General features: G+C 62.1%; 18 protein-coding genes and 1 pseudogene. 1 reads left to right on the top strand and 18 read right to left on the bottom strand.

Going from position 1 to position 21,112, the window contains the following annotated elements:
* Positions 1-76: 76 nt before the first annotated feature.
* The 8 genes and pseudogenes from KJY40_RS15620 to argH form a co-directional block, all read right to left on the bottom strand.
* Complete coding sequence (locus KJY40_RS15620; protein WP_230731018.1) at positions 77-1,255, bottom strand: MFS transporter; 1,179 nt, start codon at positions 1,253-1,255, stop codon at positions 77-79.
* 16 nt (positions 1,256-1,271) lie between these two features.
* Positions 1,272-2,624: an MmgE/PrpD family protein gene (locus KJY40_RS15615; protein ID WP_230731016.1), complete on the bottom strand. Its 1,353-nt coding sequence runs from the start codon at positions 2,622-2,624 to the stop codon at positions 1,272-1,274.
* Positions 2,621-3,511: a polysaccharide deacetylase family protein gene (locus KJY40_RS15610; RefSeq protein WP_230731015.1), complete on the bottom strand. Its 891-nt coding sequence runs from the start codon at positions 3,509-3,511 to the stop codon at positions 2,621-2,623. The genes KJY40_RS15615 and KJY40_RS15610 overlap by 4 nt, the downstream gene beginning before the upstream one ends.
* Entirely contained in the window at positions 3,504-4,349 is an 846-nt protein-coding gene (locus KJY40_RS15605) for a polysaccharide deacetylase family protein (protein WP_085730857.1), read from the bottom strand. Before KJY40_RS15605 ends, KJY40_RS15610 begins: the two co-directional genes overlap by 8 nt.
* Positions 4,350-4,477: 128 nt before the next feature.
* Positions 4,478-5,302, bottom strand: a pseudogene (locus KJY40_RS15600) (ABC transporter substrate-binding protein).
* A 39-nt stretch (positions 5,303-5,341) separates the two neighbouring features.
* A complete protein-coding gene (locus KJY40_RS15595) occupies positions 5,342-6,106 on the bottom strand; it encodes an amino acid ABC transporter ATP-binding protein (protein ID WP_007951284.1) in 765 nt (254 codons plus the stop codon).
* 10 nt (positions 6,107-6,116) lie between these two features.
* Complete coding sequence (locus KJY40_RS15590; protein ID WP_011334265.1) at positions 6,117-6,995, bottom strand: amino acid ABC transporter permease; 879 nt, start codon at positions 6,993-6,995, stop codon at positions 6,117-6,119.
* Positions 6,996-7,056: 61 nt separating this feature from the next.
* Positions 7,057-8,484 carry an argininosuccinate lyase gene (argH, locus tag KJY40_RS15585; protein WP_230731013.1) on the bottom strand — a complete coding sequence of 476 codons (1,428 nt, stop codon included), beginning with the start codon at positions 8,482-8,484 and terminating at the stop codon, positions 7,057-7,059.
* 298 nt (positions 8,485-8,782) lie between these two features.
* Here argH and KJY40_RS15580 point away from each other — a divergent pair, with 298 nt between their 5' ends.
* On the top strand, positions 8,783-9,748 hold the full coding sequence (locus KJY40_RS15580; RefSeq protein WP_230731010.1) for a LysR family transcriptional regulator: 966 nt from the start codon (positions 8,783-8,785) through the stop codon (positions 9,746-9,748).
* Here the strand turns inward: KJY40_RS15580 and KJY40_RS15575 are convergent.
* From KJY40_RS15575 to arnB, 10 genes are read right to left on the bottom strand one after another with little or no spacing between them, the layout of a single operon-like run.
* The gene (locus KJY40_RS15575; protein ID WP_230731009.1) at positions 9,732-10,259 is read right to left on the bottom strand and encodes a GNAT family N-acetyltransferase; all 528 of its coding nucleotides are present in this window, start codon (positions 10,257-10,259) and stop codon (positions 9,732-9,734) included. The two genes, KJY40_RS15580 and KJY40_RS15575, sit on opposite strands and share 17 nt — an antisense overlap.
* 36 nt (positions 10,260-10,295) lie before the next feature.
* Entirely contained in the window at positions 10,296-11,915 is a 1,620-nt protein-coding gene (locus KJY40_RS15570) for an ArnT family glycosyltransferase (protein WP_230731008.1), read from the bottom strand.
* Positions 11,888-13,267 (bottom strand): UDP-glucose dehydrogenase family protein, encoded by a 1,380-nt coding sequence (locus KJY40_RS15565; RefSeq protein ID WP_085603465.1) that lies wholly within the window; start codon positions 13,265-13,267, stop codon positions 11,888-11,890. Before KJY40_RS15565 ends, KJY40_RS15570 begins: the two co-directional genes overlap by 28 nt.
* Positions 13,264-13,668, bottom strand: coding sequence for a 4-amino-4-deoxy-L-arabinose-phosphoundecaprenol flippase subunit ArnF (gene arnF / locus KJY40_RS15560; protein ID WP_230731007.1), 405 nt, complete (start codon positions 13,666-13,668; stop codon positions 13,264-13,266). The genes KJY40_RS15565 and arnF overlap by 4 nt, the downstream gene beginning before the upstream one ends.
* Positions 13,665-14,009: a 4-amino-4-deoxy-L-arabinose-phosphoundecaprenol flippase subunit ArnE gene (gene arnE, locus KJY40_RS15555; RefSeq protein WP_230731006.1), complete on the bottom strand. Its 345-nt coding sequence runs from the start codon at positions 14,007-14,009 to the stop codon at positions 13,665-13,667. Before arnE ends, arnF begins: the two co-directional genes overlap by 4 nt.
* Positions 14,006-15,655, bottom strand: coding sequence for a lipid IV(A) 4-amino-4-deoxy-L-arabinosyltransferase (gene arnT, locus KJY40_RS15550; RefSeq protein ID WP_230731005.1), 1,650 nt, complete (start codon positions 15,653-15,655; stop codon positions 14,006-14,008). Before arnT ends, arnE begins: the two co-directional genes overlap by 4 nt.
* Positions 15,652-16,536: a 4-deoxy-4-formamido-L-arabinose-phosphoundecaprenol deformylase gene (arnD, locus tag KJY40_RS15545; RefSeq protein WP_230731003.1), complete on the bottom strand. Its 885-nt coding sequence runs from the start codon at positions 16,534-16,536 to the stop codon at positions 15,652-15,654. The genes arnT and arnD overlap by 4 nt, the downstream gene beginning before the upstream one ends.
* Positions 16,536-18,527 carry a bifunctional UDP-4-amino-4-deoxy-L-arabinose formyltransferase/UDP-glucuronic acid oxidase ArnA gene (gene arnA / locus KJY40_RS15540; RefSeq protein ID WP_230731002.1) on the bottom strand — a complete coding sequence of 664 codons (1,992 nt, stop codon included), beginning with the start codon at positions 18,525-18,527 and terminating at the stop codon, positions 16,536-16,538. The genes arnD and arnA overlap by 1 nt, the downstream gene beginning before the upstream one ends.
* A complete protein-coding gene (gene arnC, locus KJY40_RS15535) occupies positions 18,524-19,546 on the bottom strand; it encodes an undecaprenyl-phosphate 4-deoxy-4-formamido-L-arabinose transferase (protein WP_230731001.1) in 1,023 nt (340 codons plus the stop codon). The genes arnA and arnC overlap by 4 nt, the downstream gene beginning before the upstream one ends.
* Complete coding sequence (arnB, locus tag KJY40_RS15530; protein WP_230730995.1) at positions 19,543-20,691, bottom strand: UDP-4-amino-4-deoxy-L-arabinose aminotransferase; 1,149 nt, start codon at positions 20,689-20,691, stop codon at positions 19,543-19,545. The genes arnC and arnB overlap by 4 nt, the downstream gene beginning before the upstream one ends.
* Between the last annotated feature and the right edge of the window lie 421 nt (positions 20,692-21,112).

Below are 21,112 nucleotides of genomic sequence, written 5' to 3'. Positions count from 1 at the left end.
TATTGGGGGAGGAACGCGCACAGTGTGCCAAGCAATCACGATGCTGACAAATTCATATAAATGCAGTTTCAGTGCATTATTTCTGAAGTAAAGCCACGCGCCGCCCGCTCATGAAACACAGGAAACCGCCCATCGCGGTCAGTGCGCTGAGGGCGTAGAACATGGTCGGCGCCGGCGTGTGCATCAGCAGGAAGCCGCAAATTACCGGGCTCAACGCGCCACCCAGCGCCGCCAGATTCTGCGCGCCGTAATAGCTGCCGCGCAGTTCTTCCGGGGCCAGGGTGTCGACGAACAGGAATTCCGACGGGTAAATGATCATCTCGCCGAGGGTGAAGATGAACATCGCGATGCACCACGTCACCAGGCTGTCGGCAAGGCTGAAACCGATCAATCCTACGATGAACAGGCTGGTGCCGGCGGCGATCCAGTAGCGCAGTTTTTCCCGGTTGAGGAAGCGGCCGATCTGGTATTGCAGCAGGATCACCGCGATGGCGTTGCAGGCGAGCAGGGCGGCCATGGTTTGCAACGCGCGCTGCGAATCCTCGACCACCAGCAGGTATTGCGACAGGTACAACGTGAAACGCCCGTGAACCACGGTGCTGAGCAGACAGCCGCAGGTGAACATGATCAGCGTGCGGTCGTTTTTCAGGGTGATGAGGGTTTTCAGGAAGCTTTGCGGCTGGCCGATGGCGGCGACCGGGCTTGCGTCCTTCGGGATGCCGATCATCAGGAAGATGCTGCCGAAAGCGATACCGGCGGCAATCAGGAACGGCGCAATCGGGTAGACCCCGGCGATCACCACGCCGAGCATCGGGCCGGTGGCGTAGCCGATGTTGGTCAGCGTATAGCGCAGGGAAAACGCCTTGGCCCGCTGGCCCATGGGCAGGTTTTCACTGAGGATCGCCTTGGAACCGATCAGGAACAGCGCCGACGCGGTTTCGGTGATGACCAGGGTCAGGGTCGTCAGGTACAGGTCTTTGGCGAAGGTCAGCAGCACGAAACCGATGGCACTGGAGAGCATCGCCAGAATCAGCAACCGGCGCTTTTCCAGCCGGTCGATGATGTAGCCGCCATACAGCGCAAGCAGGGTGGCGATGAACACCGCGATGCCCAGCAGCAACCCGACATCCTGTTGGTTGAGGCCGAGCTTGTTGCTCAAGAACAGCGTGAGCAACGGACTGGTGATGGCGCGGCTGACGACGATGGTCAGCGAAACGATCATCAGGCGGCGGATAACGAGCGAGTAGGTGGCCACGGAAAATCAAATGTCCTTATTCGGTTAACAGGTGCTCGAGATCGCGCACGGAATCCAGGGTTTGCAGTTGCCGCAGCTGCGCCAGCAGCCGTTCAGTCTTGGCCGCTGAACTCACGCGCAACGCCAGACTGAAAAACTTCTCCTCCAGCGCCGCCTCGCTCAGCGGATTACCCGGCGCGCCCAGCGGCACCTCGACACACAGACTCGCCTGACGCCCGTCGCGAGTTCGCACCACGACAACCGGCTCGCCATCCTCCGACAGTCGCTCATCCACTTCAAGGCGAATGCGCATCAGCCAGTGAGCGATGCGCAGATCGTTGCGTGGCTGTTCGTCGTAAGCCTCGAGTCGACAATGACCGTGCACCAGCCGCGCGGCGAGGGCGTAGGGCAGGCTCATCTGCGCGGCGGCCAGACTTTGGGTGTCGCGACCACCGCACATGTCGAGCAGAAACCCGCACAGATTCACCTGCACGTCTTCCACCTGATCCGCGCCGACCTGCAATTGCTCCAGCAACAAGCCGAGCGCATCGATCGCCGAATGGGTGCCACGACACGCGGCGTAGGGTTTGATCGAACAGCGCGCGAGTTTCCAGACCTTTCCTAAATCAGCATCCAGCGCATCCGGTTGCGCGCTGTCCGGCGCCAGGGTCTTGAGAAATCCACCCCAGACATCCTCGAACAATACCGACGGCCCGCTGACGCCTTCGCGGGCAAAACGCGCCGCGAGCAAACCACCCTCGGCCGCCCGGCCGCTGTGCAGTTTCTTGCTTTGCGAACCGTCGTGAATAAACGCCCACAACCCGCCGCTGAAACTGCCGGCGATGCCCAGCGCCGACACGGTTTGCCCGACATCCAGCGCAAAGATCCGCGCACAGGCCGCCGCCGCGCCGAACACACCGCAAGTGGCGGTGGAATGCCAGCCGGCGCTGTTGTGCGCCGAATAACTGCCGCAGGCTTCCAGCACCCGCCGGCCGATTTCATAGCCGATCACCACGGCGGTGATGAATTCGCGACCGTCCACCGGCCGATCCACCAGCGACAGCGCGGCCATCACCGCCGGCAGCACCACTGCGCCGGAGTGATCGCATCCGCCGGTGTCGTCCAGCTCCAGCGCATGGGCGGCGATGCCGTTGAGCAATGCGGCATGCCCTGCGCCGACGCGCAACGATGAACCCCAGACCAGCGCGGTGCCTGGCTCGGCGCCGAACACCTGCCGCGCCTGAAGCGCCACCGCGCTGTCGGCCCCGGCCAGCGCTGCGCCGAAGGTGTCGAGAATGTGTCGCTTGGCCTGTTCCACCAACGCTGGCGGCAGGTCTTCAAACCGCGTTTCGACGCAAAACAGCGCCAGCCGTTGCATGCGTTCCGTCATACGAGGTAGTCCCGATAATGGCGCTCATACACCGACGCCGGATGATCCTGCGCAACCGGCGCCGCCGTTTGCGCCCACCACTGTGCGACTTCGGCGCCGGTGGCGATCCACACGTCGTCATGCTGCTGAATGCATTGCAGCAATTCGCGCAGCACACCGATGCGCCCCGGCGTGGCGATGATTTCCGGGTGCAGCCGCAGCACATAACACAGGCCGAAGCGGTGGAACCCGGCGAAGTCCATTTGCAGGTTGCCCAGGGTGTGGCTGTAGGAGGCGATCCGCGATTGCGCCGGCGGCACGGCCGGGCTCAGGTTGAAGGCGAAATAGGGTTCGTCTTCCAGTTCGTAATGCAGCGGCAACTCGACCACCTCGGGGGCGGTCGGGTGGCAGAACGGCAGGTCATCACCACGCCATGAGGACGACCAGTGAATGCCGTGATCGTTCAAGGTTTCAATGAAGCCCGGTGCACCGTTGCCCGCCGGAATCCGGAAACCGGTCGGATGCACGCCGGTCAACGCTAACAGCGCTGCACAACCCTTGGCGACTTCCGCGCTCTGCGCCGCCAGATCCAGCGTGTCGTAATCCTGATGACGGTAACCGGCGCAGGCGATCTCATGGCCGTCAGCCTGAATCGCGGCGATGTGCTGCGAGTTTTCCTCGGCAACGATGCCGGGCACGAACCAGCTGCTGCGCACCCCGAGTTCCCTGAACAGGCCGAGCAAACGCTCGACGCCCCGTTGCGTGCCGTAGCGCCACACCGACAGCGTCTTGTCGCGCCCGGCGACTTCCGGGGCCTGGGTGAGAATGCCGTGGATATCGTTGTAATCGACGGTCAGCACCACCGCGCAGCGTTTGCCGGCGGGCCAGAGGTTGTCAGCGTCAGCCATGGTGATGCTCCTTCAGCCACCAGCGGGCGACGTCGCGGCAGGTGGCGAACCACACGTCATCGCGTTGGCGCATATGTTCGAAGAGTTTCTCCAGCAACAGGATGCGCCCCGGTTTGCCGGTAATTTTCGGGTGGAACAGGGTGGTCAGGCACAGGCCTTCGTCCATCGCGCCGTCGTATTCGCGTTGCCAGTTGTCGAGGGTCAGCTCGTAGCTGGCGGTGCGGTCGAGCCCGGACGGGAAGTTCGGTGCGCGGGTGTAGGCGAGGGAGGCGTAGTCGTCCATTTCCCAGCGGCCGGGGATCTCCACCAGCGGGGTGTCGTGGCCGGGGACGTTGACCAGATACGGGCGATCATCGCCGCGCATGCTGCTGGAATAGATGACGCCGTTGTCGGCCAGCATCGCCGGGGTTTCGGCACGCCAGTCGCCGGACGGGGTGCGAAAACCCTCGGCGCGGATGTGCAGGTATTGCCAGAACACGTCGCGGGATTTGTTCATCACGGCCTGCTGCTGGTCCAGCGTCAGGGCGTAGAAGGATTCGTGCTTGTAGCCGTGGTAGGCGACTTCATGGCCGCGCTCGACGATGGCCTGGCATTGTTTCGGCCAGTTCTCCACGACCCACGCGGGGACGAAGAAGGTGGTCGGGATCTTGAAGGTGTCGAGCAAGTCCAGCAGGCGTGGCAAGGCGCGATAGGGGCCGTAGCCGCCGAAGCCGAAGTATTCGGGCTTGTGCCAGATCGAGTTGTTGAGCATGGCATCGCCGGTCGGGCCGTCGAGGTCGAAGGCCAGGGCGAGGCAGGCTTTGTGCTGGTCGGGCCAGGTGGGTTGCAAGGAGGACATCGATAACTCTCCAACTGTTCACGATCCCTGTGGGAGCTGGCTTGCCAGCGATGAGGCCGATACATTCAACATTGATGTCGACTGATCGAGCGCCATCGCGGGCAAGCCCGCTCCCACAGAGGAACCAGTTACTTGCCGGCGTTAATGGTCACATCCTTGATCGCACCCAACTCCAGATCCCACTTCTTCAGAATCGCGTTATAGCTGCCGTCATCCACCATGCTCTGCAACGCCACTTTCACCGCCTCACTCAGCTCAGGCTTCTTCTTGCTCACACCCAACCCGGTGAACTGCACGGAGATCGGCTGGCCGACCGTTTTGTACATGTCCTTTTCCTGGGTCTTGAGGTACGACAGGGTTTCACTGCCCTGCATCGCCGCATCAATACGGCTCTGGCGCAGTTGCGCACGGGCGTCGGCCGAGCCTTCGGTGCCGATCACGTTGATCGCAGGTTTGCCGGCCGCTTCACAGTTCTCCTTGCTCCACGCGGCGATTTCCGCCGGGAAGGTGGTGCGGCGGCTGGTGCCGACTTTCTTGCCGCACAGGTCGATGATCTCGTTGGTCGCCGCGTTCTTCTGCAAGGTTTAGAACTGCGGGCCGCTGGTGAAGTAGTCGACGAAGGTCACGCTGGCCTGACGCTCGGCGGTGTCGGTCATGCCCGACAGGACCATGTCCACACGGTCGGTGGTCAGGGCGTTGATCATTTGCTCAAAGCCGGTTTCCTGCCACTTGATCTTCACCCCGAGGCGTTCGGCCAGGGCGTTGCCCAGGTCGTAGTCAAGGCCGGTGAGCTTGTTGGTGGCCGGGTCCTTGAAATCCATCGGCGGATAGTTGGGCATGATTGCGACGACGATCTCGCCTTTTTCCTTGATGCTGGCCGGCAACTCGGCGGCCACGGCGAAACCGCAAGACATGAGGGTGGTGAGTACTGCTGGAATGACGAAGTTCTTCATGGACGTTCTCTTATGAGTGTTGTGAAGGCCAAAGGGGCCTCAGGTTCGAACGGCAGAAATGAAGCTTTGGGTGCGCGGGTTTTGCGGACTTATTAGTATTTCTTCGGGGCTTCCAGCCTCCACGATCTGCCCGCCGTCCATGAACACCATGCGGTTGGAAACCTCCCGGGCGAAGCCCAGTTCATGGGTGACGACGATCATGGTCATGCCGGTCTGCGCCAGATCGCGCATTACCGACAGCACCTCACCGACCAGTTCCGGGTCGAGTGCCGAAGTGGGTTCATCGAACAGCATCAGCTTGGGTCGCATGGCCAGGGCGCGGGCAATCGCGACCCGTTGCTGCTGACCGCCCGACAGTTCGATCGGGTAGCTGTTGCGTTTGTCGGCCAGGCCGACCCGGGCCAGCAGTTCCAGGGCTTCTTCGTGCGCCTCCTTGGGCGAACGTTTGAGCACCTGGCACGGGCCTTCGATGATGTTTTGCAGCACGGTCATGTGCGGAAACAGGTTGAAGCGCTGGAACACCATGCCGGTGGCCAGGCGCTGGCGGGCGATCTGCGACTCGTTGAGTTCGTGCAGTTTGTGCCCGACCACGCGGTAGCCCACCAGTTCGCCGTCGACCCAGAGGCCGCCCTTGTCGATCTTTTCCAGCTGATTGACGCAGCGCAGCAGGGTGCTCTTGCCCGAGCCGGACGGGCCGATGATGCACAGCACTTCGCCTTGCTCGACCTCGATGTTGATGTCCTTGAGCGCGTGGTACTGGTCGTAATATTTGTTCAGGCTCACGGCCTTGACGATGCTTCTCATGACGGATTCCTCAAGAACGCTTGCCGGCGCCGCGAGCGAAACGACGCTCCAGACGGCTTTGACCAAAGGACAGGACGGTGACGGTGGCCAGGTACCAGATACCGGCGACGATCAGCAGCTCCATGACCCGGGCGTTGGCGTAGTAAATGTTCTGGGCGTTGTAGAGCAGTTCCGAGTACTGGATGACGCTCGCCAGCGAGGTCATTTTCACCATGCCGATGAATTCGTTGCCGACCGGCGGAATGATGATCCGCATGGCCTGGGGCAGGATGATCCGGCGCAGCGCTTGCAGGCGCGGCATGCCGATCGACTTGGCCGCTTCGTACTGGCCGGTGTCCACCGACAGCAGGCCGGCGCGCACCACTTCAGCGGTGTAGGCGCCCTGGTTGATGCTCAAGCCGAGCAGGGCGGCCACGAACGGGGTCATCAGGCTCACGGTGTCGAGTTCGAACAGGCCGGGAATGCCGATGGTGGGGAAAATCAGCGCCAGGTTGAACCACAACAGCAGTTGCAGAATCAGCGGCGTACCGCGAAACAGCCAGGTGTAGGTCACTGCCACGTAACGCAGGATCGGGTTGGCCGACATGCGCATGATCGCGGTGATCACCCCGAACACGATGCCCAGCGCCATGGCCAGGACGGCCATGATGATCGTGTTGAACAGGCCCCACATGATCGCTTCGGAGGTGAGGAACTGGCCGATGTACGACCATTCGATCTTGCCTTCGGCGAAGGCCCGTACCAGACCAATGATGGCGATGACGATCACGGTGGCGAAGAAGATCCGCCCGTAATAACGCCGTGGCACGTGCTGGTACTGGGTAATGTCGAACTGGTTTTCCGCCAGTTTGCGCTCCGCCTGGAGTCGTTCTGCCTGAGTCTGGCTCATGGTGTTTCTCCGTACACTGTACTTTTCGATCAACCCCCTCCCGGTGGGAGGGGGACCCGGCTCAGAGGCGGAAGCCCTGGTAGTTTTCGGTCCACTGTTGCTGCGCGGCGAGGGCGGTTTTCAGGCGGCCGATCTGCTCGCGCACCTGTTGCGGTGCGGTGCCGCCCCAGCCGCTGCGGGCAGCGATGGCGGCTTCCAGGGTCAGGCTGTCACGCACGTCTGCCGTGAGGCGCGGGTCGATCTCGGCCAGCAGCGCCGGCGAGGCTTCCCACAATTCGAGGTCGTGTTTTTCGCAGGCCTGCACCAGCGCCCCGGTGATTTCGTGGGCTTCCTTGAACGGCACGCCGCGCACGGCCAGCCAGTCGGCGACTTCGGTGGCGAGGGTGAAACCCAGCGGCGCCTGACGCCGCAGCTCCTCGACGTTGACGGTCATGGTCGCGACCATCCCGGCCATGGCCGGCAGCACCAGCAACAAGGTGTCGACGCTGTCGAGCACGCCGTTCTTGTCTTCGCTGAGGTCGCGGTTGTACGACAGCGGCAAGGATTTGAGCGTCGACAGCAGGCCGGTCAGGTTGCCGATCAGACGGCCAGCCTTGCCCCGGGCCAGTTCGGCGATGTCGGGGTTTTTCTTCTGCGGCATGATCGAACTGCCGGTGGCGTAGGCGTCGTCCAGATCGACCCAGCGGAACTGGCGCGACGACCACAGGCAGAACTCTTCGGCCAGACGCGAGATGTTGATCCCGAGCATGCTGGCGATGAACAGGAATTCGGCGACGTGATCGCGGCTGGCCACGGCGTCGATGGAGTTTTCGCAGACCCCGGCGTAACCCATTTCCTTGGCCGACTGTTGCGGCTGACGAGCGATCGCAGAACCGGCCATGGCCGCAGCACCAAGGGGCGACAGCGAGGTGCGCGCGTCCCAATCCACTAGGCGTTGCACGTCACGCAGCATCGATTGCGCGTGGGCCAGCAAGTGATGGGCGAACACGATCGGCTGCGCCTGCTGCAAGTGAGTGAAACCCGGGCAGATGCTTTCGACGTGCTGCTCGGCCTGATCCACCAGCGCCTGTTGCAAGGCCAGCACTTCCACGGCCAGGGTGCGGACGTGATCACGCAGGAACAGGCGCAGGTCGTTGGCGGTCTGGTCGTTGCGTGAACGGCCGGCGCGCAGCTTGCCGCCCAGTGCGCCGAGGCGTTCGGTCAGCAGGCGTTCGATGAAGGTGTGAACGTCTTCGTCGTCCAGAGTCGGGGCGATGCGCCCGGCGGCAAAGTCAACACCGATGCCGTCCAGGGCTTCGATCATCGTGCGGGTTTCCGGCTCGTCGAGCAGGCCGGCACGTTGCAGTTCCCCAGCGTGGGCCTTGGAGCCGGCCAGATCGTACGGCGTCAGGCGGAAATAGCGCTCGGGGCAACGGGACAGGGCCGCCAGGGCTGCGGACGGGCCGCTTTTGAAACGGGCACCCCAGAGACGGTCGGTGGTTTGAGACATTTGTTGTTTTCCTCGTCGGTAACGCGAACTGAAATCGATGTGCTGGGACCTGAAAGTCGCGCTGATGAGTCAGCGGACAGAGTCAGGCCAAAGCAGTTTTCAAGAGGGCAGTTGCAAAGAGACAAGAGCTGATCGAAGTGTCAGCTTTTAATGTTTGGCGATCAGTGAGTTGGCACTGATGTTCGGGATTTTTTGGCGGTTGCCAAGGCTTGTTTTCTGTGATCATTATTATTAGCCGGCGATGTTTTTGTTGTTGGACACAGATTGTTGAACATTGCGCCAGAGGTAAATCAGCATTATGGAAACCCCACTTTCCAATTCCGGAAACCCACCGGTCAAAACCGCTCACCGGGCACCTTTGGCCCTCAGCGGACTGGATTTCAAACTGCTCAAGGTGTTCAAGGCGGTGGTCGAGGCCGGCGGCTTCAGCGCGGCGCAAAACGAGCTGAACGTGGGCCTGGCCGCGATCAGCAAGCAAATCTCCGACCTGGAAATCCGCATCGGCATGCGCCTGTGTACCCGTGGCCGCGAGGGGTTTCACCTGACCGAAGAAGGGCGTCTGGTGTATCAGGCGTCGATTGATCTGTTTGCCTCGGTCGACAACTTTCGTGACCGGCTTAGTTCGGCGCAGAACGAACTTATCGGCGATCTCGGAGTGGGGGTGATCGATAATACGATCAGTGACGATAATTCACCGTTAGTTGCTGCGCTTAAAAAGATAAATGAGCACTCGCCAAAAGTAAGATTTCAACTTCAGGCAACCCAATTGGATGAAGTGGAAAGAGGTGTGGTGGAAGGTCGCTTAGTTGCCGGAATAGTCCCGGTTTATCAAAAGCGTGAAGAGTTCGATTATTACCCGCTCTATGAGGAACGCTCGCAGGCTTACTGCGCCGTCGGCCACCCGTTGTTCGAGATGCCAGCGGAGCAGATGGGCGGTAACGTGCTGCAGGATTACGAGTGCATCAACCACCGCTATGCGATCCATCGCGACAAGCTCAACTTCGCCCGCTACGACAGTTTTTCCGCGTCGGCGACCCAGGTTGAAGCGGTGGCGTTGCTGATCAAGACCGGGCGTTTCGTGGGCTTTCTGCCCCGGCATTACGCCGCCACGCTGGTGGCCGCCGGGCAGTTTCGCGCGGTGTGCCCGGAGCTGATCCACTTCGACACGCCGTTCAATCTGATCCTGCGGCACAACACCGTGCGCAGTCCGTTGGTCAAGGCGTTTGCCCAGGCGCTGGGGGTTGATCTCAAGGCGACGGCGTGAGCACCAGGCGCATGGCGCAACGTCGCTCGCCGGGCAATCCGTGAGCGATTTCTTCGCGCAATACATGGTTCAGACGCGCGTCCGTGTCCTCGGCGTTCAATAGCGCAAAACCCATGCGTTGATAGAACGGCGCATTCCATGGCAGATCGCGAAAGGTCGTCAGCGTCACCGCTCGAAGTTGCCACAGACGCGCCTGTTCAATCGCCGCCAACAGCAACTTGCGACCGACACCCCGGCCCTGAAAGTGTTGGCTGACGGACAGTTCCTCAATGTGTAACTGTTGGTCGACAGTCACCGCCCTTAAAAAACCTGCAAGTTGCCCGTCGTTGTTTTGCGCAACCCACAGTTCGCCCTGTTCAATGACTGGTAAATGCGCAGAAGCCTGCGGCACGGCGGCATCGGCCAGCCAGGCCAGTGACGGGTCGAGGCGAAACAGCGCGGCGGCCGAACGTTCGATGGCGGGGAGGGCGATGGCATCGGCTGCCAGGGCCTGTCGCACGGTAAAGGTCATCAGTCAGCGGTCCCTGTCGAAATCACGTCGCGCAGGTTAAGGCGTCAGCCACAGCAACACATAATCGTTTTTGTCGAAACGCCCGCTCAGCACCGGCTGCAGCGTTCCGAGCGGCGTGCCTTGCAGGGCCTGATAGTCGCTGCGATCCATCATCAGCCACGCCGGCCCCTTGAGCGCTTCGAGCGCTTGCGTGGTTTCAGTGAACAGCGGTTGCAGATCCTGCTCGGCGTTGACCATGAACTTGATCGCCTTGGCGTCCTTGCCCATGCCATGCAGCACCAGCGGCGCGGGTTGCTCGTGGATCCGCGCCAGTGCCGCCTGACTGAAGGATCGCGTGTCATAGAGCTGGCGCTCCACTGGCTCAAACACCAGCGCGTACGCCGACCAGACCGCCAACACGGCGCTGAAAGCAAGGACTTCGGATCGCCAGCGCGCCAGCCACAACCGCGACAACGCGGCCAGTTGCAGCAATCCGAGCACGATCATTACCGGCGTCAGGTCGGTCAATGACTCGGGAAACCGTCGCTTCGCCACCCACAACAGGACGATCAACAATGCGGGAATCAACAACCACAGTCCCTGCATGCCGACGCGCAGCCAGGCAAACACCCGGCCGTGCAACACCTGAAACGGATACGCCGCAATGATCACCGCCATGGGCAGCATTGGCAGCAGGTAACGGGCCTTTTTCGCTTGGGGAATCGACAGCCCGAGCATCACGATCAATCCCGCCGCGGCGCAATACTGCACCAGTCGCAAGGCCGGGCCGCGGTGCCGGGGTTTGCTCAGCCAAGCCGCCGCCAGTGCCAGCAAGGCCAGCGGATACGCCAGCGCGTAGTTGCCCAAGGAGCTGGTGAAGTAATACAGCGAACCGCTGACGCCTTCGCTGCCGTCCATGCGCCCCATGAACTGCATGCGGATCACGTCCTGCCGAAACGCCGGCCCGCCGTTGATATCCGCCAGCCACAACAACAGTCCGACGCATGCCGCCAGCAGCAGCGAAGCCAGCACACCGAAGATCAACAGACGCGACCATTGGCGATCCATCAGGTAGTAACTGCACAGCATGCCGGTCGGCACCACCAGGCCGATCGGCCCGCGAATGCCGAACCCCAGCAGCAACAGAATGAACACCAGCGGCCAGCGTCGACCAGCAGCGAAATGGTCGTGGGCATAGCCGAGGTAGAACACCGAAAACGCCACGGCGGCGAGCATCAGGTCCTGCGACACCGCGCGGGTCTCGGTGATGAAGGTGCTGGTGAGCATCAGCAGCGCGATGCTGACCACCGCCCAGCGCACGGACGAAGGCGCGAGCAAGCGATACATCAACGTCACGATCACCGCGCCGGCCACTGCGCTCGGCAGCCACGCCGTCAGGCTGTTGACCGTCCCGAACGGCAACGACAACAGCCAGATGAACAAGGTCGAGAGCGACGAATAATCGGCGTACGGCTCACCATAGGTGGTGGGAAACACACTGGGCCCGTGCCGGAGCATTTCCTGGGCGAACAACACGAAGCGTGAGTCGAAACCGATGGGCGCCTGCCCATACACACCGGCGATGAACAGCAGAAACGCCAGCAGCCCTGCGATCAGGGACTGCCGGCGCAGGGCAGGGGTCAACCCGATCAAGCCACGTCCGAGGCGTGGGGCCATTGCTGCAACGGAATCGGCAGGGTGCGCGATTCGCCACGGCCCATCGGGAAGTAATGGAAGCCGTTGCGGGCCAGGCGTTCGGCGTCGTACAGGTTGCGGCCGTCGAAGATCACCGGGGCCTTGAGGCGTTGCTGGATCAGATCGAAGTCCGGCGCCTTGAACTGCTGCCATTCGGTGCAGATGATCAGCGCGTCGGAGCCGGCGAGCACCGATTCCGGGGTGCCCATCAGCATCAGTTTCGATTCTTCCGGGTACAGATGCTGGGTTTCCTGCATCGCTTCCGGGTCGAACGCCCGCACGCTGGCGCCGGCGGCCCACAACGATTCCAGCAAAACCCGGCTCGGCGCATCGCGCATGTCGTCGGTGTTGGGCTTGAAGGCCAGGCCCCACAGGGCGAAGGTCTTGCCGCGCAGTTCGCCCTTGTAGAACGCGTTGATCCGTTCGAACAATTTGTGTTTTTGCCGCTGGTTGATCGCTTCCACCGCTTGCAGCAAATCGCTGGAGCAGTGCGCCTCTTCGGCGCTGTGGATCAGCGCGCGCATGTCTTTGGGGAAGCACGAACCGCCGTAACCGCAACCGGGGTAGATGAAGTGGTAGCCGATGCGGCTGTCGGCGCCGATGCCCTGGCGCACCGATTCGATGTCCGCGCCCAGGTGTTCGGCCAGCTCGGCGATCTGGTTGATGAAGCTGATCTTGGTCGCCAGCATGCAGTTGGCGGCGTACTTGGTCAGCTCGGCGCTGCGCAGGTCCATGAACATGATGCGGTCGTGGTTGCGGTTGAACGGCGAATACAGGTCACGCATCACGTCGCGCACTTCTTCGCGTTCGCAACCGATGACGATCCGGTCGGGCCGACGGCAATCGGCGACGGCTGAACCTTCCTTGAGAAATTCCGGGTTGGAGACGATATCGAACTGCAACAGACGCCCGGCCTTGATCAGCGCTTTGTCCAAGTGGGTGCGCAAGGTGTCGCCGGTACCGACGGGAACGGTGGATTTCTCCACCAGAATCAGCGGTTTCTCACGGTGACGGGCCACGGCATCACCCACCGACAGCACGTAACGCAGGTCGGCCGAACCGTCTTCCTTCGACGGGGTGCCGACGGCAATGAACGCGACCTTGCCGTGCTGCACCGCGAGTTTTTCATCGCAGGTGAATTGCAGGCGCCCGGCGTCCAGACCCTCGCGGACCAGGCTGGCCAGCCCCGGCTCGAAGATGCTGACGTGACCCTGGCGCAGCAGCTCGACTTTTTTCTCGTCGATGTCCATGCACACCACGTCATGGCCGACTTCGGCCAGCACGGCGGCCTGCACCAGGCCGACATAACCGCTACCAAACACTGTGATTTTCATGGCGAACTCCTCAATTCGGGCGCACGGGCCGGACGAGTGTTGATGGTGATGACCCCGAGCATGACCAGCGCCACGCCCAGTGATTTGGAGAAACTGAAGGATTCGTTGAACAGCGGCAGGCTGGCCGCCAGCAGGTACACCAGCGCATAGCTGATGCTCAGCAACGAATAGGCCCGGCCCAGCGGCAGATCGCGCAGGGCGGCGAGCCAGCAGAGCATCGACAGCGCATAGGCGAAGATCGCCGCGAGCACCACGGCCAGTGCGGTTGAATCGACGCTGGGCAGAGCCAGCCACTGATCCGGCCGGGGCAGGCGCGTCATGCTCCAGCGCATGCTCAGTTGCGCCACGCTGACCAGCAGCACGCTGGCCAGGGCGAAGAAGATTCCACGAGCCTGGTTCATGACTGTTGCCCCAACAGCGCCACGCCACCAATCACCAGCAACACGCCGAACCAGTGCTGAACGTCGACGGGCTCCTTGAACACGAAGCGGGCGATCAGGGTGATGATCACGAAATTGAGGCTGAGCATCGGGTAGGCGATGCTGACCGGCAGGTGCTGCAACACCAGCAGCCACACCAACAGACCGGCGCCGAGGGCAAACAGCGCCAGCCACAGCCACGGCGAGCGCACCTTGCGCGACCACGACAGGCTCGCGCCGCGCCAGCTCTCGACGGCGAATTTCTGCGCGACCTGGCCAAGGCAGGTCAGCAGGCAGGCGAGCAACAGTAGCCACAGGCTCATGAGGCCTCCTGCGGAAGAATCATGATCACCAGGTTGCCTTGCTCATAACGAACGCCGTCCTTGGGCAGTCTGTCGAGTTCGTCCAGTTCGTCTTGCCCCTTGACCCGCATCACCACGCCGACCGAACCGGTCTTGCGGGCTTCGCGCATCCACTGTTGCACCTGATCGGGATCGACCCGTTGGTGAATGCCGTCAGGATAGGCAAGGCCATATTTCAATTCGCCTATCGTGTTGTACATCGCCACCTGCGGGCGTTTGACCCGCCAGGACAGGGCCGACGCAGCGCCCAGGTCGTTGCTCAACAGGTGCGTGGTGGCCGCCAGTTCCGTCTGGTGGGCGAGGACGAATTGGTCAGGCATCTTGTTCGCCACCACCGATTTGGGCAGTGCCGCCGGCAGCAATGCGATCAGCAGCAGACTGCCCACCGCCGGCGCCGCCCAGCATTGCAACGGGCGGAAGGCCTGCAGCAGGTTGCTGATGATCCAGCCGGTCAGGGCGATGAACACCAGCACCAGACTGTGCAATTCGTGGTCGTACAGCGGACGCTTGAGTTGCACGTAAACCAGCCCGATCAGCGTTACCAGTCCCAGCAACAGGTTCAGCAGGCCATTGAGGCCCAGCGCCCGGCCTTGCTCCAGACGCAAGCGATCGGCCAGCGCGTGGCCCAGCAGCAATGCCAGCGGCAGCAGGCACGGCAGGATGTAGGTCGGCAGCTTGCCGTTGCTCAGGCTGAAGAACAGCAGCGGCATCAGCAGCCACAGGCCGAGAAACGCGATGCTGGTTTCGCGGCGGGTCTGCCACGCCTGCTTGAGTGCCACCGGCAACATTCCCACCCACGGCAGACTGAACGCCACCAGCAGCGGCAGGTAGAACCACCACGGCGCTTCATGCTGCGCATCGTCACCGGCAAACCGGCGGATGTGCTCGTGCCAGAAGAAGAACCGCCAGTAATCCGGTTCCTGACCGTGCACCGCCAGTACCCACGGCAGGCTGACGATGATTGCTACGGCAATCGCAATCGGGCCGAACAACAGCAACTCCTTCCAGCGCTTTTGCCAGAGCATCCACGGCAAGGCGATCAGCACCGGCAGCAGCCAGGCGAGAAAACCCTTGGTCATGAACCCCATGCCGCACGCCAGGCCCAGCACCGCCCAGCCGGCCAGGCGCTGGCCGTTGGAGCGGCTGTCGAGGGCGAACCACAGCGCCACCAGACTCAGGTTGACCCAGAAGGTGAATTGCGGATCCAGATTGGCGTAACCGGCCTGGCCGGCGACGATGACAAAACTCATGTAGAGCAGGGCGCAGACGAAGCTTTTGCGCGGGTCGTTCCACAAACGGCGGGCGATGAGGAAGCACAGCAGCACGCTCAGCCCGGTACTCAGGGCCGAGGCAAACCGCACGCCGAACAGGTTCTGTCCGAACACGGCCTGCCCGAGGGCGATCATCCAGTATCCGGCCGCCGGCTTTTCGAAGTAACGCAGGTTCATGAAATGCGGCGACACCCAGTTGCCGCTCAGCAGCATTTCCTGGCTGATCTGCGCATAACGGGTTTCATCGGGAATCCACAGACCATGACTGCCCAGCGGCAGTAGATAAGCCAGCAGAAAAATCCCCAGCAACAGCGGCAATGCCCAGCGTTTGCTCATGCGCCTTGCACTCCCAGCCAGCCTTCGCGGCCTTCGAGGGCACCGCGTTGCACATGGCCGACGGGCAGGCTGTTGAGAAACGCGGGCAGCAAGTCGCCCAGCGGCTGAAAGTGGATATGTCGCTGGCGGGCGTCGGCCAGCAGTCGACGAAAGTCTTCGGCCATCAGAATCCCTTCTACTTCGGCGTGAATGGTGTAGACGTTGAGGTTGTCCGGGCGGAACCGGTCGAGGATGAAGGCGTTGAAATCCTTCGCCGCCACACTCGGCCCGACCACTTCATCGAAGGTCGGCAAGTCCACCGGAATCTGTGGCGCACCGACCGAGCCGTCAGACAGCAATGGGCGGAACAGCCGCTGCCCACGGCAATCGCTGTTGTAGCGAAAGCCGAAGGCCTGTTTGGCTTCGATCACACGCTCGTCCGCACGCCAACCGGCGGCGGCCGAGCACGTGACCTTTTCGCCAAGGATGTCGCACAAGGTGTCGACGCCCTGACGGATCTGCTCGACCAGTTGCGCATCGCTCCAGCGCCCGGCATTGGCCTGCCAGCCGTGGTGATCCCAGGCGTGCAGGCCGACTTCGTGGCCGGCGGCCCGGGCCTGACGCATCAGGTGCCCGAGGTCGCGGCCGATCGGCTTGCCCGGCCACGCCGTGCCTGCGAGCAGAATGTCCCAGCCGTACAGGCCGGCGGCGTTGGAGCGCAGCATCTTCCAGAGAAACTGCGGACGGATCAGGCGCCACAGGTGCCGGCCCATGTTGTCCGGGCCGACACTGAAGAAAAACGTCGCCTTGATCTGCGCTTCATCGAGGATTTCCAGCAAGCGCGGCACGCCTTCGCGGGTGCCGCGAAAGGTGTCGACGTCGATGCGCAAACCGGCCTGCATCAACGCTTGCTCTCGATTTCGGCCATGGCCTCACGCAAGAAGAAGTCCAGCGTGTTGCCGATGGTCTCGCGCATTTCCACGGTCGGCGTCCAGTCCAGCAGGCGCTTGGCGTTGGCGATGCTCGGTTTGCGGTGCTCGACGTCCTGGTAACCGGCGCCGTAGAACGCCTTGCTTTCCACGTCACGGAAACCGGCGAACGGCGGGAAGTTGGAACGCAACGGGTGAGCCTCGAACTGGCGCAGCAGTTCTTCGCCCAACTGGCGAATACTCGCTTCGTTGTCCGGGTTGCCGATGTTGATGATCTGGCCGTTGCAGACGTCGTTGTCGTTATCGATGATCCGCGCCAGCGCCTCGACGCCGTCGGCGATGTCGGTGAAGCAGCGTTTCTGCTCGCCGCCGTCGAACAGGCGGATCGGCGTGCCTTCCACCAGGTTGAGGATCAACTGGGTGATGGCGCGGGAGCTGCCGATGCGCGCCGAATCGAGGCGATCGAGCCGTGGGCCCATCCAGTTGAAGGGGCGGAACAGGGTGAAGTTCAGGCCCTTGGCGCCGTAGGCCCAGATCACCCGGTCCAGCAGTTGCTTGGACACCGAGTAGATCCAGCGCTGTTTGTTGATCGGGCCGACGATCAGGTTCGAGGTGTCTTCGTCGAAGTGTTTGTCCTGGCACATGCCATAGACTTCCGAGGTCGACGGGAAGATCACGCGCTTGTTGTATTTGACGCAGTAGCGCACCAGTTTCAGGTTTTCTTCGAAGTCGAGCTCGAACACCCGCAGCGGATTGCGCGTGTACTCGATCGGCGTGGCGATGGCCACCAGCGGCAGGACCACGTCGCATTTCTTGATGTGGTACTCGATCCACTCCGAGTGAATGCTGATGTCGCCTTCGACGAAGTGAAAACGCGGGTGGCTGCGCAGGCGGTCGATGGCGTCGGAGCCGATATCCAGGCCGTAGACTTCGTAGCGCTCGTCGCGTAGCAGACGCTCGGACAAATGGTTGCCGATGAAACCGTTGACGCCGAGGATCAGCACCCGTGTACGGCGTGGCCCGCGACCGGATTCGGCGCCGCGCAACAGCGAGCCGTCCACCAGACCGAGTTCATTGGCCAGTTGCGGGCCGCTCAGGTACAGGCCGTTGTCGTTGCGCTGGCCGGCGTTGATCAGCAGCGAATCTTCACCGCAGGCGATGCGCAGCGGATCGACACTGATGACCCGGCCCGGCGCCTGGCCTTCGTTACCCTTGACGACTTCGGCACTCCAGACGATCAGCTTGTGCTCGCCCACGGCGCAGAAGGCGCCGGGGTAGGGCTGAGTAACGGCTCGCACGAGGTTGAACAGTTTTTCGGCCGGTTGCGCCCAGACCAGTTTGCCGTCTGCCGGGGTGCGCCGGCCGAACACCGTGGCCCGGGATTCGTCCTGCGAGGTTTCCCGCAGTTTGCCGTGCAACATCGCCGGCAGTGCATCGCGCAGCAGGTCGCTGGCGGCGATCCGCAGTTTGCCGTGCAGGCTCAGCGCGGTGTCACTGCGTTCGATGGCCACGCGTTGCTGGGCGAGGATGGCGCCGGCGTCGGCGCGCTTGACCATGCGATGCAGGGTGACGCCGGTTTCGGTTTCGCCGTTGACCAGCACCCAGTTGGCCGGGGCGCGGCCACGGTAGCGCGGCAGCAAGGAGCCGTGCAGGTTGAACGCGCCTTTTTTGGCCAGCGCCAGCAATGGCTCGCTCAGCAGGTGGCGATAGTAGAACGAGAAGATGTAATCCGGATCAAGCCTGGCAATCCGCTCGATCCACAACGGGTGGTTGGCGTCTTCCGGTGCATGAACCGCGATGCCTTTGCTGGCGCACAGTTGTGCAACCGAGGCGTAGAAGGTGTTCTCCTTCGGATCATCGGCATGGGTGAACACCGCCGCAATGTCGTAGCCGCTGTCGAGCAGGGCTTGAATGCCGGCGCAGCCAATATCGTGGTAGGCGAAGACAACGGTTTTTGCGCTCATGAGAGAACCTGATCGGACGTGGAATTGGAAGTGAGGCCGTCAACGGTGATGGCGGGGGCCGGCGTGGCGGGGTGCCCGCGCAGGACCTTTTCGATGAAGAAACGCGGGCGGGCGCGCACATCGCTGTACATGCGCCCCAGGTATTCGCCCAGCAGGCCCATGCCGATGAACTGGCCACCGGTAAACACGAACAGCACGGCGAACAGCACGAACAGGCCATCGCCGGCCCATCCGGCGCCAAAGGCCAGGCGCATGACGATCAGCGCCGCCGCGAACAGCACGCCGAGCCCGGCCATGGCGAAGCCGACGATGCTCAGCAGGCGCAGGGGCGTGGTGGTCATGCAGGTGATCAGGTCGAACATCAGGTTGATCAAACGCATCGGGCTGTATTTCGAATCGCCGTGCTCGCGCTCGGCGTGGGCCACGGTGATTTCCGTGGTGTGGCGAGCGAAGCTGTTGGCGAGGATCGGAATGAACGTGCTGCGTTCACGGCAGGCGAGCATCGCGTCGATGATGGTGCGGCGGTAGGCGCGCAGCATGCAGCCGTAGTCGCTCATGGCGACGCCGGTGGAGCGTTGCACGGCGAGGTTGATGAGTTTCGACGGATAACGGCGCAGCGCCGAATCCTGACGGTTGCCGCGCACGGTGCCGACCACGTCAAAGCCTTTTTCGGCCTCGGCCACCAGACGCGGGATTTCTTCCGGCGGGTTCTGCAGGTCGGCGTCGAGGGTGATCACCACGTCGCCCTTGCACTGTTCGAAACCGGCCATGATCGCCGCGTGCTGGCCGTAGTTGCGGTTGAGGATGACTGCCACGAACGGGCTGTCTTCGACTGACGCGGCGTCTTCGAGCAGTTGCGCGGAGGCGTCACGGCTGCCGTCGTCGACCAGCACGATTTCGTAGTCATGCCGCAATTGCTGGCAGGCGGCCTGGGTGCGGCGAAGCAGCTCCGGCAGGCTGTCCTCTTCGTTGTAGACCGGGATGACGATCGACACGCAATGAATCGGATAAGGTCTCACGGGCGTTTCCCCATCAGGTGTGCAATGGCCCCGACGACCCGGTCCAGATCCTGGTCGGTCATGTCGGGAAACAAGGGAATCGAGCACAGCCGCGCCGAGTTCCACTCGGTGTCGGGCAGGGACAGGTGCGGATCACGCTGGCGATACCAGGTGTGCAGGTGGGTGGCGATGAAGTGGATGCCGGTGCCGATGCCTTGCTCCTGCAAACCCTTCATGAAGGCTTCGCGATCGATGCCGCAGCGCTCGCTGTCGATACGCAGGATGAACAGGTGCCAGGCGTGCTGTTGGGCGTATTGCGGCACGGCCAGCGGTTGCACCGGCAGGCCTTCGAGTTTTTGCAGGTATTGCGTGGCCAGTTCGGTGCGGCGGGCGTTGATCGCGTCCAGACGCTCCAGTTGCACCAGCGCAATCGCGGCGTTGATGTCGGCCAGGTTGTATTTGAAACCGGGCTCGATCACCTGGGCCTGGGGTTTGCGACCGTGGGTCAGGCGGTCGTAGGCATCGACGCCCAGGCCATGGAACTTGAGCATGCGCACGCGGTTGGCCAAGGCTTCGTCGTCGGTGACGAACATCGCGCCTTCGGCGCAGGTCATGTTCTTGATCGCGTGGAACGAGAAGATCGCGGTGCCTTGCGAACCCACGTGGCGGCCTTTGTAGCGAGTGCCGGCGGCGTGGGCGGCGTCTTCGATCACGGCGATGCCGTGCTTGTCGGCCAGGGCGTAGAGCGGATCGAGATCGAACGCGGCGCCGGCGTAATGCACGGGAATGATCGCTTTGGTGCGCGGGGTGATGGCGGCTTCGATGCGCGCGGCGTCGGTCATCAAAGTGTCGCGGTCGACATCGACGAACACCGGTGTGGCGCCGAGCAGGGAAATCATGTTGGCGGTAGACACCCAGGTCTGCGACGGGGTGATGACTTCATCGCCGGGGCCGACTCCCAGCGCCAGTAAAGTTACATGCATGGCACCGGTGGCCGAGGAAAGTGCCACGGCATGGCGACTGCCGACGTACTGGGCAAACTGTTCTTCGAGGGCCTGGTTTTTCGGCCCGGTGGTGATCCAGCCGGAGCGCAAAACTTGCTCCACGGCAACAATTTCTTCATCACCGATACTGGGGCGGGAGAAGGGGAGAAACGCCTGACTCATGCACACCTCATTGCAAAGAAAAAAGAAAAAGATCCATTGAGAAATTGGATCCAATCAAGGCGTAGATGCGAAAAAATCCTTTGCATCAATAAGTTGCCAAGACGACATAACGTCGGGTTCGGTTGACTTTTCAGGCATTGCCCGGCAGCTTGGGCAGCGCCGGCACAGGACTCAGTGGAATTAAGGTTATGCCCGTTTTTGTGAAAGGAACATGAAAAACCGGTCGGCGAATCGTTTATCTGAAACCCATACAGCCACTGTTCAGACTTCTACCGTTTATCGCGGTTTTTAGTAGAAAAGTCCTACGGAAGTGTTCCCCTTATATTAAGAATGTTGCAGTTGTTAGTTGCTGTGTTGAACTGCTTTTACTCAAGGCCCGACGTTTGATTGACTTACCCGTTGCATCCCCCGACACCCTGAA

The organism is Pseudomonas fitomaticsae, assembly GCF_021018765.1.
Taxonomy (GTDB): Bacteria; Pseudomonadota; Gammaproteobacteria; order Pseudomonadales; family Pseudomonadaceae; genus Aquipseudomonas; species Aquipseudomonas fitomaticsae.
Note: the sequence above shows the minus strand (reverse complement) of the source record. Positions and strands in the feature narration are given on the sequence as shown.

Bases quoted from the DNA above. Each gene is read 5' to 3' on its own strand.
- KJY40_RS15575 (WP_230731009.1), bottom strand. From the start codon at position 10,259: ATGACCTTTACCGTGCGACAGGCCCTGGCAGCCGATGCCATCGCCCTC.
- KJY40_RS15590 (WP_011334265.1), bottom strand. From the start codon at position 6,995: ATGAGCCAGACTCAGGCAGAACGACTCCAGGCGGAGCGCAAACTGGCG.
- KJY40_RS15615 (WP_230731016.1), bottom strand. From the start codon at position 2,624: ATGACGGAACGCATGCAACGGCTGGCGCTGTTTTGCGTCGAAACGCGG.
- KJY40_RS15610 (WP_230731015.1), bottom strand. From the start codon at position 3,511: ATGGCTGACGCTGACAACCTCTGGCCCGCCGGCAAACGCTGCGCGGTG.
- arnD (WP_230731003.1), bottom strand. From the start codon at position 16,536: ATGCAGGCCGGTTTGCGCATCGACGTCGACACCTTTCGCGGCACCCGC.
- KJY40_RS15570 (WP_230731008.1), bottom strand. From the start codon at position 11,915: ATGGCCCCACGCCTCGGACGTGGCTTGATCGGGTTGACCCCTGCCCTG.
- KJY40_RS15595 (WP_007951284.1), bottom strand. From the start codon at position 6,106: ATGAGAAGCATCGTCAAGGCCGTGAGCCTGAACAAATATTACGACCAG.
- arnF (WP_230731007.1), bottom strand. From the start codon at position 13,668: ATGAACCAGGCTCGTGGAATCTTCTTCGCCCTGGCCAGCGTGCTGCTG.
- arnA (WP_230731002.1), bottom strand. From the start codon at position 18,527: ATGAGCGCAAAAACCGTTGTCTTCGCCTACCACGATATTGGCTGCGCC.
- KJY40_RS15565 (WP_085603465.1), bottom strand. From the start codon at position 13,267: ATGAAAATCACAGTGTTTGGTAGCGGTTATGTCGGCCTGGTGCAGGCC.
- arnT (WP_230731005.1), bottom strand. From the start codon at position 15,655: ATGAGCAAACGCTGGGCATTGCCGCTGTTGCTGGGGATTTTTCTGCTG.
- arnE (WP_230731006.1), bottom strand. From the start codon at position 14,009: ATGAGCCTGTGGCTACTGTTGCTCGCCTGCCTGCTGACCTGCCTTGGC.
- KJY40_RS15580 (WP_230731010.1), top strand. From the start codon at position 8,783: ATGGAAACCCCACTTTCCAATTCCGGAAACCCACCGGTCAAAACCGCT.
- arnB (WP_230730995.1), bottom strand. From the start codon at position 20,691: ATGAGTCAGGCGTTTCTCCCCTTCTCCCGCCCCAGTATCGGTGATGAA.
- KJY40_RS15605 (WP_085730857.1), bottom strand. From the start codon at position 4,349: ATGTCCTCCTTGCAACCCACCTGGCCCGACCAGCACAAAGCCTGCCTC.
- argH (WP_230731013.1), bottom strand. From the start codon at position 8,484: ATGTCTCAAACCACCGACCGTCTCTGGGGTGCCCGTTTCAAAAGCGGC.